Source organism: Candidatus Alistipes pullistercoris (genome assembly GCF_027665465.1).
Lineage (GTDB): Bacteria > Bacteroidota > Bacteroidia > Bacteroidales > Rikenellaceae > Alistipes_A > Alistipes_A hominis.
The window spans coordinates 56,074-72,769 of record NZ_JAQDED010000011.1 but is presented as its reverse complement, the minus strand read 5'-3'; the positions used below and the strand labels follow the sequence as shown (position 1 = coordinate 72,769).

Annotated in this window: 9 protein-coding genes and 1 tRNA gene; 5 read left to right on the top strand and 5 right to left on the bottom strand. The window is 49.3% G+C overall.

The window, feature by feature from the left end; all coding sequences use genetic code 11:
- Nucleotides 1-89: 89 nt before the first annotated feature.
- Genes PGR91_RS12405 through PGR91_RS12385 form a run of 5 tightly spaced genes read left to right on the top strand, consistent with a single transcriptional unit; the run spans nt 90 to nt 8,452 of the window.
- Nucleotides 90-6,743, top strand: coding sequence for a hypothetical protein (locus PGR91_RS12405; protein WP_270399360.1), 6,654 nt, complete (start codon nt 90-92; stop codon nt 6,741-6,743).
- A 4-nt stretch (nt 6,744-6,747) separates the two neighbouring features.
- On the top strand, nt 6,748-7,017 hold the full coding sequence (locus PGR91_RS12400) for a hypothetical protein (protein ID WP_118657196.1): 270 nt from the start codon (nt 6,748-6,750) through the stop codon (nt 7,015-7,017).
- An 18-nt stretch (nt 7,018-7,035) separates the two neighbouring features.
- Nucleotides 7,036-7,407 (top strand): hypothetical protein, encoded by a 372-nt coding sequence (locus PGR91_RS12395; protein ID WP_118657195.1) that lies wholly within the window; start codon nt 7,036-7,038, stop codon nt 7,405-7,407.
- 29 nt (nt 7,408-7,436) lie between these two features.
- A complete protein-coding gene (locus PGR91_RS12390; RefSeq protein ID WP_118657194.1) occupies nt 7,437-7,961 on the top strand; it encodes a glycoside hydrolase family 108 protein in 525 nt (174 codons plus the stop codon).
- A complete protein-coding gene (locus PGR91_RS12385) occupies nt 7,958-8,452 on the top strand; it encodes a hypothetical protein (protein WP_118657193.1) in 495 nt (164 codons plus the stop codon). The genes PGR91_RS12390 and PGR91_RS12385 overlap by 4 nt, the downstream gene beginning before the upstream one ends.
- Nucleotides 8,453-8,530: 78 nt before the next feature.
- On the opposite strand, the gene PGR91_RS12380 is transcribed toward PGR91_RS12385, so the two are convergent.
- The 5 genes from PGR91_RS12380 to PGR91_RS12360 form a co-directional block, all read right to left on the bottom strand.
- A tRNA-Glu gene (locus PGR91_RS12380) sits at nt 8,531-8,602 on the bottom strand.
- 126 nt (nt 8,603-8,728) lie between these two features.
- Nucleotides 8,729-10,744, bottom strand: a complete 2,016-nt coding sequence (locus PGR91_RS12375; RefSeq protein ID WP_118657192.1) for a BACON domain-containing protein — start codon at nt 10,742-10,744, stop codon at nt 8,729-8,731.
- A 209-nt stretch (nt 10,745-10,953) separates the two neighbouring features.
- Nucleotides 10,954-12,843: a BACON domain-containing protein gene (locus PGR91_RS12370; RefSeq protein ID WP_186965856.1), complete on the bottom strand. Its 1,890-nt coding sequence runs from the start codon at nt 12,841-12,843 to the stop codon at nt 10,954-10,956.
- Between the two features lie 115 nt (nt 12,844-12,958).
- Complete coding sequence (locus tag PGR91_RS12365; protein WP_145996572.1) at nt 12,959-14,542, bottom strand: hypothetical protein; 1,584 nt, start codon at nt 14,540-14,542, stop codon at nt 12,959-12,961.
- 52 nt (nt 14,543-14,594) lie between these two features.
- Nucleotides 14,595-16,328 (bottom strand): hypothetical protein, encoded by a 1,734-nt coding sequence (locus PGR91_RS12360; protein WP_147387418.1) that lies wholly within the window; start codon nt 16,326-16,328, stop codon nt 14,595-14,597.
- Nucleotides 16,329-16,696: the final 368 nt, after the last annotated feature.

The window sequence follows — 16,696 nt, the reverse complement described above, 5'->3', positions numbered from 1 at the left end:
GACAATCTCCCGGTTGTCACGTTTTAATATTGGAAACTATGGCATAATGTGCCGCCCGTGATGATCTTCGCTTGCGTAACATGCAGGCTATGATTGAAATATATGATAGATCAAATGCGATATTGGTGGAAGTTCCTATTCTGGATACATCGGTTCGCCACCACGCATTGATGGGCGAGAATTATGTACGTCTCGACTTTGAACTCGCTGAAAACATCGAATTCCCGAAGGGTTGTTATATCATTTACGAAGGCTTTCGTTTTGAAATATTTACGGATGTAGATCCCGATTTTAACGAAGAGACCGGAGGATGGAAGTATTCAATCCAGTTCGAAGGAGTAGAAGGGCATCTTAAAAAATACAATGTATTTTATCGTGGACAGGGTTTCGAAGAAGCTGTATTCGCTCTCACAACGACTCTTACCAGCTTTGGCAATCTCATAGCCGAGTGCATCAATCACGAACTTGGATCGTCCAATTGGGTGGTGAAGGATGTTCCTGAAGATTTGTCGGAAATAACGAAGGGCATATCGTTTAGCGGGGATAAATTGTATGATGCCCTCGGAATGATTGCGAACGAATTCGATTGTGAGTGGTGGATTGAACAGAACGGGGATCTCGTCTACATCTGTTTCGGAAAACTGGAATTCGGAAGCGAAGAAATTTTCCGACGGGGAGAAGTCGTTGCCACTATGCCACGCAGATCCGGCGACAATAGTAATTACGGTACACGATTTTATGTGTTCGGATCGACGCGCAATCTAACCAGCGATTACGGGCACGCCTCTCAAGGCGGAGTTACCAATCATATTTCAGAGATTCGTTTAAGATTGCCCGACGGCATTCCTTACATCGATGCCTGGGAACCGCTTGCTAAAGAAGACATCGTAGAACAGCTTGTCTTTTTTGAGGACGTATTTCCCAAAAACACGGAGACAGTTACATCGGTAGAGACAGAGGAACGTGTCGATGATGAGGGTAATAAATTCACAGCATACATCATGTATGTTGCAAATACTCCATTCACGCCTTCTGACATCATCGAGGGCGAGACCATTCGATGTACATTTGAAAGCGGGCCGCTGGAAGGGCGAGAATTTGAATTAAGCATCAATACAAAGGCATTCGATAAAAAGTTCGAAATAATCGCTGTAACCGAGGGCGAAGGTTCTATCACGATCCCAAATGAAAACCTCAAACCCGAACCGGGAAATAAATTCATATTGACGGGTGTCAGGCTACCTAAACAACGCACTACCGAGGCCGAGCAGGAATTATTGAAACACGGTAAAACATGGGCCAAGAAAAACAGTAGCGATACGAATGTTTATGAATGCCCCACCAACCCGGTTTATTGTCAGGTAAACGATAAAAACTACGACTTGGGGCAAAAAGTAAAGCTCGTAGGCGATAGGTTCGGCTCCATTGGTAGAAGTTCGCGTATTCAGGCTTATGAAAAGAAACTTATCAATCCATACGAAGCCACCTACACCGTCGGCGACAATACGGTCTATTCCCGCCTGGGAAGCATCGAAACCAACATCAAGGAAAATCAGTACGCGGAGAGGATCGGCGTCGTATCCGGCGTAGGTATCTACATTATCCGTAAATACGACAATACGGCCCCGACCGACTATAACGTTTTCTCCGCGCTCCGTGCTATGGAGAACTTTCACCCTAAAGGCGGACGCAAAGCACTGGATTTCGCTGCCGGGAACATGAATGCCGCCGGAAGCCTGACGGTCGAAAAAGACATACAATCCGGAGGTGACATCCAGACGCAAAAGAGCATCACAGCCGGTCAGGACATCGATGCGAAGGGCAACGTTACCGCGCAGGGGAATATTGAGTCCGGCGCTGAAATTATCGCAAAAGATAAGTTCGCTACGGACAATTTCCGCAAGGGAAACATCAGCGGATCCGGCGCGGCCATATATAAAGATAGCACGGGTAGTAGCGTCGTGGAGGCGGACAAGATGATTATCCGTAAAGAAGCGGTATTCAACGAGCTCATCATAAACCAGATGTCTTTCAGGCTCGGAGAGACGGTATTTTCGAATGGTGGTTTCGAATGTACGTCCGTACAAGAGGAAAACACTTACTATCGCTGCTACTACGACAACAAGAACGGTACAAGATATAGCGGTATCGTCGTGGGCGATCAGGCAAGATGTCAGCGTTATTCCCCCGACAATAAAAGCATCATTAAATATTTTTGGGCGCTCGTTACCGGTGTGGGAGACGATTATGTGGATATCTCCAAAACAGATAAAGACGGCAGCGGCATCCCTGCGGAAGGGGACAATATCGTGCAGTTCGGTAACAGAACCGACATCGCCCGTCAATCGGCAATCGTAATCGACGCAAGGGACGGCGGATCCATTCAGGTATTAGCAAAAATCGACTCCTTCGACCTGACGGATAAGAACTATGTCGGTATCGGAGTGAATCCGGTGACAGGCCGGGCCTATCAGTATGTATACGGGGATATGTTCGTCGGGGATAGAAACCTGGATGATCCCGAAGCGACTTACATCACCTTCCAACAGGCCTCCGGCGACACCAGGCCGAGAGTGAAAATTAATTCCGATATAACAATCGGCAAAAACAGTTCGGGACTGAATAATCTGTCGGAGTGGCCGGCGGTAAAACAGGATATCGATACGGCGAAGGAGACCGCGCAGGACGCGAAAGATACGGCAAGCGCCCTCGACAAAACCGTTACCAGTCTGAAGAATTTCACCGACGAGGCGTTCGCCGACGGAGTGATAGACCGCGCGGAAGCCGCGGCCATTGAAAAGTATACCAATACCGTTGGCGAAACCAAAGAAAGCGTCGATACGTCATACAGCACCGTATATAATAATACGCTGCTGACCGGCACGGCCAAGACGAATCTTGCCGCGGCGAAAACCGCTTTCGACACGGCTGTCGCAAACCTATTGACATCGATCCAATCGGCATCGGCGGACGGCGTAGCCACTCCCACGGAGAAATCTGACGTGGATTCTAAATACGACATCTTCAACACGGCTTACGGCACATTTAACACCCGATTAGAAGAAGCAAATAAATACATCCAGACGGCAATCAACACTACTGCACAGGGGGCGTATCAACTGTCGCAGGAATTGCAAACGGCGGTAAACGTGCTTAACGATACGATCATCCCGGATTTGCAAAGCCAGATCGACGGATCGATTACATCTTACGAAGGGACGGAAGTGCCTACGCTCAATAATGCCCCTGCAAACGAATGGGCGAGCACCGAGGAAAAGAATCGCCATATCGGGGATTATTACGACAGATTTGTAGTCATTGACGGGGAAAATGTTACGGAGCGGTATAAATTTTCATATCAAAACAATACATACCAATGGCTACGAGTTGCCGATAGCGGTGCGGCGCAGGCTCTATCAGAAGCCCGCGAAGCATTGGGACTGGCCGGAACGAAAGCTAAGCTGTTTTATGGAGACAGCACCCCCGCCGTTCCGTATAGCGTAAATGATATATGGATTAAAACATCGGGAGTCATCTATGTTAGTAACGCTAATAAAGCCGAGGGTTCTACCGCTTCCGAATCCGACTGGGAAGATGTGAATGATGCCCAACTCAGGCTGCGTCAGATGGCCTCGGATAGCGTAATATCCAAAGAAGAAAAGGCCACGCTACGCAATAAAGTCGCCCAGATCGACAAAGAATACGCATCTTACCAGGACGATGCGACGACATACGGCGTATCGATTGCCGATTTGTCCGCCGCCTACAATACCTTGAAAAACTTCCTGTCCGGGACGGTTGCGGTCAATATAGATTCCGATACGACCCTGACCGATGCGCAACGGTCAAGTTACAATACTTATTTCGCTAACTATGACGCGGAAGTGAGCCGGTTCGCCAATCTCATCGCGGATGCAATGGCAAAAAATGCGGCTGACGCCGCGGTGGATGCCGTACAGATTGGCGGAGTGAATATTCTGAACGGCACAAAAAATTTTTCCGATCATTGGAGCGGAGAAGGGCAAATTCTGTCTGAACAATATTTAGGTCTAAACGTCGTATATTGCAAAGTTCCGACTTCCGCCGATTATGCAGAAGTTCGCCAGCAGGTGAATGTACCGTTCACGCCATCGGAAGAATATACTCTTAGTTTTTGGGCCAAAGGGGAGGGCTATGTCCACACCTACTGCCATCCTGTAATTAGTCAAAGAATTATAGCTACCAACGGAGATGCCTCCGTCGGTTCCGCTGTCGATACTCGTATGAGGTATGTTCTGACTTCGGAATGGAAGCGTTTTTTCGTAACATTCCTAACTTTGGGAACTGTCAGTCCGAGCGGAGATAACAGAGTATTATTTAGAATTCATTCAGGAAACAATGAAGTGTATTTGTGCGGAGCCAAGCTGGAGCAGGGCAATAAGGCTACGGCGTACTCCATATCTGACAATGACCAGAAGGAGTACTCGGACAAAGCCCTGGACGCCTTGGCCGATATCGCCAACGACGACAAGCTGACCCCCAGTGAAAAACAGGAGGCCAAACGGGAATGGGATATTATCCAGGGCGAGAAACCGATCCTCACAGCCCAGGCCGATACGATCCAACTGAGCACCGCCGATTATCTGAACGTCTACAATGCCCTGAGCGCATACATTACGCCGCTGCTGGCGGATATGACGACGACCTCGACGATCACCGGGTCGGTTTTCAATGCGAGATTCAAAACGTACTACGATGCGAAGACGACGTTGCTGAAAAATATTCAGTACTATTCGTCCGGGCAGTTCCGGATCACTACGATCGACGCTACGGCGCTCGATCCGGATACTTATTATCCGGTAACATTCACTTTATACAATGCTACAGATTATAAAGCGACTTTTGATATCGGAACCGTATTAGGCACGAGCGGGAAGCCTCCCTGGGCCACTCATGCGCAGGGATTCTCATGCAATTGCGCCTGGGAGTCGAACGGGAACCGCTGGGGCACGCTACCCGTCAAAAGGTATATCCATTCCTTTGCTTACAGCTTTGCAGAGAGTACGCCCGTCGGCAGCATCGGACAGGTGATAGAGATATCGATGGAATACATATACGTTCGCGGCGGCGGCAGGTACACGGTGCGTACCTCCGGCGTCCCTTTCATTGAATTGCATCCTTCCGGTTATCATTGGACTTCCGGAAGTTCGTCCGGAGATCTTCCCACCCGGACGTCGATAGAAATGCCGGTCGTGAATCTCGATGCAACGCAAAAAACAGCCCAAGAGGCTAAAGATGCGGCGGCATCGCTGAACACCACCGTCACAGGTCTTAAAAATTTCACCGACGAAGCCTTTGCCGACGGGATTGTGGATCGCGCGGAAGCGGCATCCATCGAAAAGTATATCAATACGGTCAACGAGGCGGGCTCCGCAGCCGATGCTACCTATGGCAAGCTATATAACAATCCCTATCTGGGAGGTTCGGCGAAAACGGATCTTACCACAAAGAAGAGTGCGTTTGACGCAGCTAAAGTAAGTCTTTTGAATGCCATTTCAGCGGCGATTGCGGACGGCAAAGCATCGGAAGCCGAAGTAAGGAACGTGAATGCACAATACACGGAATTCAATGCTGCATACAAAGATTTCACGAGAGCCATAGAAGATGCAAATCAGGCTATTCAGGACGAATTGAAATCCTATTCCGACGCCGCTCAGGATGCCGCCGATGCCGCAGCCGCAAGAGTTGCGGAATTGGAATTTCTGAAATCGGCATTTTCGGATATGACTACGGAGATATCGGACGGTTTGTTGCTTACAGGGTTTGTCGGCGTCCGCGATTCCGCATCGAATATCGTTGCGGGATTATCGGGTATTAACCCGTATTCCGATCTATCCCGATACCCGATACTGTTCGGCGGCGCCACTTCTGCAAAAGCGGCCAACGACGCTAAGTTTCGGTTTTATTCGGATGGGTATTTTGTATTGGGAGGCGACCGGCTGGTATTCGACCCTACAAATTCTTCTCTTACTGTCAGAGGGGCTATATATGCGAGCTCCGGAGAATTTCGGGGGAAGGTGTACGCTTCGGGCGGAGAGTTCACGGGAAAGGTGGTAGCAACTTCAGGCGAATTCACGGGGACAGTTCATGCTTCAGCAGGCGAATTTACAGGCACCATAACGGCGAGTTCCGGGAAAGTAGGTGATTTCGTTATCGACAACGGAAACCTTCTTAATACAAAGAATAGCGGCAATATTAAGTTTACCTATGGGGAATCCTATGTTGTAATAGGGAATAGTGTAGATTATGATGGTACTTATGGCGGGTTGATTGTCAAGGCAAGAGATACCCAGACTACCGCAGTGGGGATAAGTATCTTCGCCTGGGGAACTCCCAGTAGTATAGCCATAGATATTCAAAGAGGGGATCTTTTTCTGGGTAGCTCATCAAAAATACATGGGTTCGCCACTTCTACAAAATATTTCACTTCCGGCAGCATAGTATTAGAAAAACAGCACGATTATGTGGAATATGGCGGTTCTTCGGAAGGCTCTATTTTATTGCCTGACGGTCAAGACGGCAAGGTTGTTTGGGTTAAAAAATCAGGATCAGGCAATTTAGTAGTTAGATCTCGCACTTTAGGCAAGATCATCCGCATGGGATCAAGTCTTGTGGATAGTGTTGTAATTAACTGGACAACAGAATGTAAATTTACATTTATTGGATCTACTGGCTATTGGAATTACGCAAACTACAATAACTAAAATTATGAAGAACATCGATTTAACGAATCTGCGGGTTTATTTGGATTTTGCCAGGACGAAATCCGAGGTCAGGGATTACCGGGTATCTATTGCCGACGCAATCTATACGGGGTGTCCCGGCATAGAATATCACGCATTGGTACATAAAATTTACGATAACGAAGGGCCAATTCAGCTTTCGAATAGAGAGGCCGATCTCCTCCAAAAGGTGGCCGAGGCTTGCACTCCCGCCATATACGATGCGATCATGGAACAATTAAATTCTGAAGAATAACAAATCAAACGGGATCAGATGGAAACAGTATTGGCAATACTGGCTGCGGCTTTCGGCTCCGGATGGGCCATTCAAATAGCTTTCTATCGGTATGAAAAAAGAAAAAGAAAAGCAGAGGTCGAAAATGTCGAACTTGACTTGGATACAAAATATGATGAATTGCAAGAAAAACGGTTGGGTGAAGCTTATCAACATATTGACAGATTGCAAGGAGTTGTTAACTCCGAGCGTGATAAATGGATAAAACTGGCAAATGAAGTCGTCTTGTTAAAGGAAGAGTTATTGAATGAACGAGAGGCAAAAAAAATGGCTGAATTTGATCGATGCACAGTATCTAATTGCGATAAACGTACCCCCCCGAGAAAGTCGGTAAGCATAGAAAACAAATAGTAACAGAACAGTATTTTACGATTAAAGATATGGCAGACATCAATAAACTGGCCCCCTTTATCCGGAAATGGGAAGGCGGCTTCGTGGACGACCCTTACGATCAGGGCGGCGCAACGAATATGGGTGTGACAATCGCTACATGGCGACAGATAGGTTATGACAAGGATGGCGACGGAGATATCGATGTAGACGACCTTAAAATGCTTACATGGGACGAAGTCGTCTCCCGTGTATTGAAACCGCACTATTGGGATCGGTGGAAAGCCGACGAGATCCGCAATCAATCGCTGGCTAACATCCTGGTCGATTGGGTCTGGGCATCGGGAGCCAACGGCATCAAGATTCCGCAACAGATACTCGGCGTTGCAGTGGACGGTATCGTAGGCCCTAAAACCATTGCCGCACTGAACGCCCGCGACCCCCGCGAACTGTTCGCTCAGATCAAACAGGCCCGGTTAAATTTCGTGGACAATATCGTTCGAAAGAAACCGTCTCAGAAGCGGTTTATCAACGGATGGAAATACCGCATTAACGAAATCAAGTTCGAGCCGTGAAAAAACTGGTAGTTATATTGGGAGTGCTTGCCGTATCGTGCTGCCGCCAGGCAATGCCGATCCGCTCGGAGTCAAAAGACAGTGTCCGGGTCGAGTATAAGACCGAATACGCGGAGAAGATACGGATCGATACGGTAAGGGTTCCTGTCCCCGCACAGTCGGCGCAAATACAGATCCGCGATAGTTCATCACACTTGGAAACGGACTTTGCAGAATCGGACGCACGGATCGGTACAGATGGAACATTGTACCATGACCTACGGAACAAGCCGCACACATATCCCGTTGCCGTTCCCGTCAAAGATGCCGAGAAAACAATAATTCGGGATAGTATTGTTTATCGTGACCGGTACAAAGAGATTCCCGTCCCGGCAGATTTGACGAAATGGCAAAAATTTTCGATATGGGCCGGACGGCTTGCTTTATTGGCATTAATCACATGGGTGGGATGGAAAATTTGGGGGTTAACAAGGAAGATACGGAATCGTTAAAAAATACCCTTTTTGAATCAAAAGGTACTGCATTTGATACCTACAGACAGGAATAGTGCTGATAATCAATACAATTCGTACTGTATAAGGGAATCGAACCCTTATTTGTAGACTGAGAATCTACCGTCCTAACCGTTAGACGAATACAGCATTATTTGATGCAAAGATAACTAAAAAAATATTTTTGCAAAAAAAACGAAATGCATTTTTACATAAAAAGTCCGGAGACTCCCAAACGAAGTCTCCGGACAAACGGATACGATTCTCTCCTACGGCTTACCAGTTCAGTTTCGCCCAGCGGGTATTCCATTTACCCCATGACTCCGGACCAAAATCGAGCGTATAGGCATAACTGATATATTGCTGAACACCGAGTTTTATGTGCCCCTGCTCGTCTCCGCTCCAACCGCAGTTATGCGCGCCCGGCTGCAATCCTTCCCTGATTTCGGCGATCTTCTCAAACTTGATCCCGTCGTCGGACTGCCACAGCACGATGTAACTATTGGCAGACATTCGGGCCGCCGTATGCACGGCCTGGAATTTCCCGATATCCTCCCGGTATTTTACATCGCTGTGATCCGCCCCGCCGATAGCGCCTTTATCCATCGCCGTTCCATGGAACACGAGGTGACCGGGCCAGTTCGGATCGTCGGCCGACGCAGTCGCTACACGCGTGGTAACGCTCTGGTCGTCCCACGAATAATAGAAATAAACCGTATTGTCGAGAACGACTATCGACGGTTCTCCGGCTCCGAAATTCACGGGATTGCCGTCGTAACGGATTACCGGTTGTACGTCCGTTCCGGTTGTCCAGCCGGAACCGTTCCATTTCTCCCACGGCCCGTTCGGGAATTTGGAGCGGGCTACGTAGACATGGTTTTCGACCATCGCTTCATTTTCGGTGGAGGTATATCCGATATAATAATAACCGCCCCACCGTGCAACTCCCGGATCGCATACGGAAAAATGATCGGACGAAAATTCGGTCGGCAACAGTACCATCTCTTCCTTCGTCCATGTCTTGCCTCCGTCGTCCGAATGCTGGTAAGAAGCCTGATCCCAGAAATTATAACCGCTCGTTTTGTCCACGCTGTACTGCGCCTGCCAGTTCCGGCCGCTCACGACCTGCCCGTTTTTGTAACTGGTAACGCCCGAAACGCTTCCGGTAGCCAGCCAAACGCCCGATTGCTCGGTCAGCCCTTTGGACAGCTCCCACAAATAAGTCCCGGCCGGAAACTTATCGTCGTTGGTCACCCCGATCTTTTCCCCGTCTTTATAATCTTTGAACGTCGCAGTCGCTACCGGCGTCTGTTGAACGACCTGGCTGTAACTCATGCTCGCATCGTCCCACTTGTACAAATTAAAAGTAAAACCGCAGGGCTTCCCGTTCCAATTCGGGCTGGTTACGCTGATACTCCAGAACGGAGTTTTTGCGGTAAACTTCTGTCCGACCGTATTATTGCCGGTAATACCTTGCGCCTCATGCGTTCCGCTCTGATTGAACAGGTAATTCCAATCGCCGTACTGACCGCCGGATGCGGCAAACCACGCATCGATCGAACCGTCGTCATGAATCATGATCGACGGCCCATAACGGTAAGTGCCGGCCTTATAAATATCCCATCCGTCGGAAATGGTGGGAACATATTTCGCTCCTTGCTTTACGGTAATTTTCGCGCTCAGATCGCTGTTTTTGTCTTTGACGAGGACAAAAGCGTACCGAATGGCGTCGGTCTTGTCGAAAGGATCGACTTTCAGATGCAGCACGTCGGTCGACAGGCCTTTCGATCCGACCCGGGTGATCCATTGAACGGTATCGGGGATCTGCACTTCGTAATCGACGTTCTGTTGAAGTTCCACGTCGATCGTTTCGCCGGCAGACGGAACCGTATAAAAATCCTGCGTCAGAATCAGCGCATCTTTCTGTCCGCGCGTCACCGTAACGGTCTCGCTCGCGGTTCCCGCCGTAATGACGACTTCCGCTGAAAAGTCGTCGTACAATTCATAATCTTTTTTTGCCGTAACGGTTATTTTCACATCGCCTGCTTTCCCCGACTCGGGCGATATACTGCACCAGGAGGAAGCCTTCGTGTCGTTTACTTTCGCGCTCCATGCCACATTGGTGGTAAAAGAGATAACCCCGTTCCCTCCGGCCGCCGGTAAATTCACCTCCGGGGAACCGGTAATTTCGATTTTCGGATCCGGCGCAGGATCGTCTTCTCCTTTGTCGCCGCATTGCCAACAGGCGACGGCAACGAACACGATCAAAAAAGCAATTAAATATTTTTTCATTTCATTAAATTTTATTATACAAAAATAACAAATATTTTCAGAGTTTTACCCCGATTATCCGAATCCGACAGGATGAAACGATTCCGATCCATCCCTGACGCTCCTTTCGAAAAATCCGGAACCGACCGTAAAATACCGTAATAAAAAAGCGAAGCCGGATCATTTGATCCGGCTTCGCCAAAAAACTACTAACCTAAATGACTTTTCGATTAATCATTGCTGATAATCTTAAAGTACCATCCCTGAGTACATACATAAGACATGTACTGCGTCTCGCCGGTAACACCCGATGCGTAGCGTGCGGATTTACTACCGTCGAACATTCTTGCATAAGCTACTCCGCCATCGGTAAAGGTCGTACCGTCGTCCGACAGCAGTACACAGGTTTGATTGCTCTTGACATAGGTTGCCGTGAACTGCCCATTGACAAACTTCACGTCCACATCCGTATTGCTGTCGAATGTCCAGGCATCGGCGCTTGCGCTCAACGCAGCGGGCCAGTTGTCTCCGGAGGCAGCCGTACGAACGACCAACTTATTCCCCTTCATGGTATACAAATAAATCTGACCGTTATTCTCAACCACAGATACAGGAACCTCGCTCGCAACCACGGAAGCGTAATCTCCATCTCCCCAAGCAGAGCCGTCCCATTTAGCCCAAGAGTCTTTAATATTCGCAGTACGTGCTAACTTAACGTTGCCACCATCCGCAAAAGCCGCATAATAGTAACCGTCACATTTTACCACACGCAAATCCGTCGGAGAACATTTTTCGAGCCAACTTTCATTCAAAGAGAACACATAACTCTGATCTCTCCAGGTAACACCGCCATCCTTAGTTTCACGGTAAGCCGCACCTGTCTTACTGCCGCTGACATAATAGATGCGTACCTTCGGGCAATTGGACGATACGGCTTGGCCTGCCAAGAATCCCTGGAAACCGTCTTTAGCTCCTGCGGAAGCAGACCAAACTCCCGAACTTTGCTTCGTCGATTGCATTACAACCAGATATTCTCCTGCAGGATAAGTATTACCTTGATCCGCATTCAACAAACTAGGCCAACTATTATCCCCGTATGAAAGATCTTTTTTCTGATTCACGGGGTTGCGTTTAACAGTAGTAGCATAATCCGTATCCCAAACATACAAAGAAGCGGTCATTACTCCGTCTCCATGCTGTTGCGACCAAGTACAACAAGACACCTGCATGTCGGTAAATGGTCCGGCAGCTACGAAACGTACCCCGAATTCTCCATTTGCAGACAAATCAATAGGGCCTTGAGCATCTCCGTTCCACACATGCATTTCTTCCCTGTTAGCGCTGTATTGCTTAAACAGGTAGAATGCATTGAATGCATTTTCGCCCGTCTGCACGACACTCGGAGCCGTCAGATCCGAGCTCGATCCACGCATGATGAAATAACCGAAATCGCCTCTCTGTACGATTTCGATCCGGCGAGTTAAGGTCTCTTCCTTCTCATCGGCAACGATTTCCGTCACATACACATACCCCGTACGGGCATCCAACGCAGGATTGGACAGAACCGTTACGGTAAAGACCGAATCTTTCATCACCGCTTTGGAATCCGGCACAATGATCCAATCCTTGCAAGCGTCGTCCGCCTCAACGCTGAACGGGCGGTTCGTCTGTACGGTAAGAGCCACCGGTCCGCCGCTTTCGCCCACATTATAAGTGGTTTGCGGCAAGAACATCGCCGACGTAGAAAGCTGGGTAACTTTCAACGTTTTGGTTTCTCCTCCCGAAGTGATAACTACCTCGGCTTCGCGGTCGTCGTAATCCGGATTCTCGTTAAGGTTGAGCGTCAGGAACCAATGGCCCGCATTCCCGCTTTTCGGAGAAATCTCCAGCCATTCGTCGTCCACGGTTGCAGGAGCCACTTTGTATTTCACTTCAGCAGTCCAATCTCCCACGGTCGAAAAACCGATTACTTTCTTCCCTCCGATTTTCGCTGATTCGTACTCAGTCAGAGGAAACTTGAAAGAAAGCTCGCCGTCGTCACCATTCTCCTTGTCATCGTTGCATGCACCCAAGAGACCGGTAAGTGATAGACAAGCTATCAAATAGAACAATTTTCTCATAGTTTTTAGGTATTATAATAAAACAGTTATTTGTTAAAAATTCAAATTTCCTTTGAAAAGCGGGGAGCAACCGGTGCTCTCCATTAATTGCTCCCCGCTATAATACCGTCAGGTTTTATTCCACGAAAGAATAAGGCACCATCCTGGTCGGCCATGCCGTCTTGGAATACTGTCCGCCGTTCTGATAAATCATCAGGCGGGGAGTCGTCGACGTAATATGGCTCTGCTCGTTGCAGATGAAACGGGCATATTTGGCGCGTACGCGGATATTGTTCGAAAGCACGCCTTTCTGTTCCCATCCCGAGACGCCGTCTTTCGAAACCCATACGACCGAATAACTGTTCACATCCGCGATATTCACGCCGTGTACGGCTTGAAAACAATCCTGATCTTCGATATATCTTACGCTGCAACCATCGATGTTCAGCCCTTTGAAGGCCGTGCGGTCGATTACTTCGCCCTGATCGGTCATAGATGCCGGCCAGTTCGGATCGCTGGCGGCAGCCGTCATCAGCCGAACGTTGTAAATTTTCTGTTCATTGTCGCTGTACGTGTAGTACAGATAGATCTGATCTCCCTTCACGACCAGGCTCGGTTCTCCGGCTCCGAAGAACGTTTCGGTTGCCGAAAGCTCGGCATCGACCGCAGGAGCCGGATCTCCTCCCCACGACGAACCGTTCCATTTTTCCCAGTCTTTTCCGTTGATCGTCGCACTCCGGGCAACAAACACGTTGTTGTCCAGGCTTTCGTCCAGCGTAGCCGACCCGGTATAGGCCATGTAATAGTAATCCCCGACTTTCACGACCGACGGATCCTTGGCATAGTATTTATCCGCCTTATCCTTGGTCGGAGCTACCGCAATCACTTCGTCCTCAGACCATACGGCATTGATCGAAGCGGTAGGTGCGCTGTAATAACGAATCTGAGACGAGTATCCGACGTCGCCGGGAGCCGTATATTGAACGGAGTTCTCGTGCCCTGTTATACCGGATGTTTCGCTTCCGTTCACCCAGCAGATCATGCCATTAGCCGTGGCTCCGCCCCAGGCGCCCGGAGTACCTTCGGTTCTCTCCATATACAGCAGATAAGCCCCCATCGGGAATTTAAGACTTCCGGTCGCTTCGGTATAACCTCCGTTATCGGCGTTGAGTTCCAGCCAACCGGCTTCGCCGGCCTGGTCGTAATGCACGAATTCGTAGGTTGCGATCGGCGTACCGGTCAGGGTCGTCTGGTAATTCGTATCCCAGTTGTAAAGAGAGAAACGCATCGACGAATTCGGATTATCCCAGTTCGGACAGTGTACCGCCCAACCGTAAAACGATTGATCGAACATATAGTAAATCGCTCCGTTGCCCCCTTCGCCATGCCAGCCCTTGGCGCCGCCGCCGTCGCCGCTGCCGTTCAGTTTCGTACGCGCCGGCATACTTCCGTTCAGTCCCCCCGGAGTGGAATACCATGCGCTCATCGTACCGTCCGAATTTGCGATCATCGAAGCCGCATAACGGAAATTGTCGTTCGTAGGAGAGTAGATTACCGCCCCGCCATCGGTAATGACAGGTATCCCCGTTTCGACCACCTCTTCCGGGCGGGCATACTTATCCGAGATCGGACTCGGATCGGGCATACTATCACAGCTACTCATCTGTACCAGCAGCAGCGCAACTGCCGACAACTGTGCAATGTAAGTTAACTTTTTCATAATTAAAACTGATTAATGAACATTTAAATTTTAGTATTCGTTTTCGTTTTCGTTATCGGTAATGTAAGTAAGCCGTAACCCATCCGGCCGGATCTTTCCGGAAAAGCTTGAGCATTTCCGCGGCCGGCGTATTGCCCGACCGGTTTTCGGCGAACCCTTTCGCCTGATTGGCGATATCCACCTGCATAATCGCCTCGAAACGATCGATCAAAGCCTGCGGAATAGGATTCCCTTCGACGACATGCTTGCGCATCAAGTGAACCAGATTCGCTTCGCGGCAGTAGCACCGGATAGCGGTAATCATCTGTTCGAGCACTTCGATATCCTTTATATTTTCCGCCAAATAAGCGGCGTAAGGTTCGTCGTTCACCTGCTGTTGCGCTTTCCGGTAAAGATCGGCCGCCGCCAGCAATTTTTCGGAACTCGTCTCACAGCGCAGTTCGATATCTTCGAAGAACCACGGGTCGAGCGATTCGCTCTCGGTGGTCATAAACAAACTCCGGCGCGTCGATTTCCAACTCGGAGAAGGAGCTACGGCCCCTTCGATATGGGCGATGTCCCAGCGATGGTACACTTCGATCCCGGCCGGATTCTCGGTCAACAACCGGAAACGCCATGTAGCGTCCCACGGGAACACGGCAAGTCCCGTCGCGCTGGCTTCCCAAGCGGAAAGCACATCCGCGGCAGCCGTTCCGAACGGCTCGGCCAACTCCGCCAACGCCTGTTCGTTCGGCACAGCCAAGTCATGCAGTTTGATCCCGGCCATCAACTGATTCGGATCGTAACGGTCGGGAGTAAGTCCGAAATACTCTTTTACGCCCTGGATATTCGGGACATTTCCCACGGCATCCAACTCTTCGGCGACCAGACGCGGCGCGGCGATATGCGTCAGCGGCTGCAACTCCTCGTTAGCGCTGGCCATAAAAATTTCACCGACTACCGGAATGCCGCGTTCGGCGCAAAGCTGCACCGTATTTTTAAACCAGACATCCACCGGCCGGCTCAGTTGTACTTCCGCTATGTTGGAATGCAGAAACATCCCGAAGTTCCGAGTCGGAAGCGACGGAATGCAGGCATAGATCTGTCCCGCGGAAATTTCCCACGGTTCCCACCAGACCATCCCGTCCGGACTCACTTCGGCCCAGGCTCCGGTCAAAGCTTGTAGAAAGGCGGGAATACGTTCGTGCAACGGGATATCCCGGTCGGTCGGGCCGTTTCCGAACTCGTTGGCGACCCATGCGTCCTGATCGAACGTATAAACTTCGATATCGTCCAGCTCGGGAACCTCTTGCTTCAGCCTTTTCAACAACGAAACGTATTTGTCGACGATCTCTTTTTTCTGAATGCTGTTTTTTTCGGTGGCGATGTCAATCAGATCCGGCGTCAGGATCTTATACAGCGAATCGACTCTCGGGGCGCCGAAATGGAACAACGTCCGGAATCCCCATTTTTTGGCGATCCGAGCCCGTTCTTTGATAGCCTGCAAACGCTGATCGGCTTTTTCCCGGCTGCCGATTCCGTCGACATAAAGGATATCCTCCAGATTCAGCGGTTCGTCGGCCGGACGGGCTCCCCAGGCGATGTTCAACTGCAACGTATTATACCCCAAATTCTTGAGAGCCTGCATCTGGGACTCGTCGTACCGGATATCGGGATTCGACGGATTGCCGATGATCGCGACCTTGTACCGAAACGGGTCCTTTTGCTGTTGTTTACAGCAGGACACGCCCAGCAGACACAAAACCGACAATACCGCCCAATACAGCCAAGGTCGAGGTTTATTCATAGAGTCGCGTTAATCGTTAAATCAATAGTTTTCAGGTTATTCCGTTCCGTTCACCAAATGCCGCATATCCCTCGCGGCCAATACGTAATCCCACGGGTTTCCAAAATCGCCAAGGAAAATATCCGTCTCCGCCCCGCTTTCTCCATCGCCTCTTCTTCACCGGAAGACGCACTTCACCCATCCTATTTTCCAGTCCTCTACACCTTAATTTATAGATAACTGGCTGTAAAACGCGTGTAGATACGTAACAAAGATAATAATTCAGTCATAAATAAAAAATTTTTTCCGAGTTTATTTTTACAATTTCAAACATTATTTTTCACGACCATTTTACCAGTCCCGTTAAAAAACGATAGTTTTGACACCGC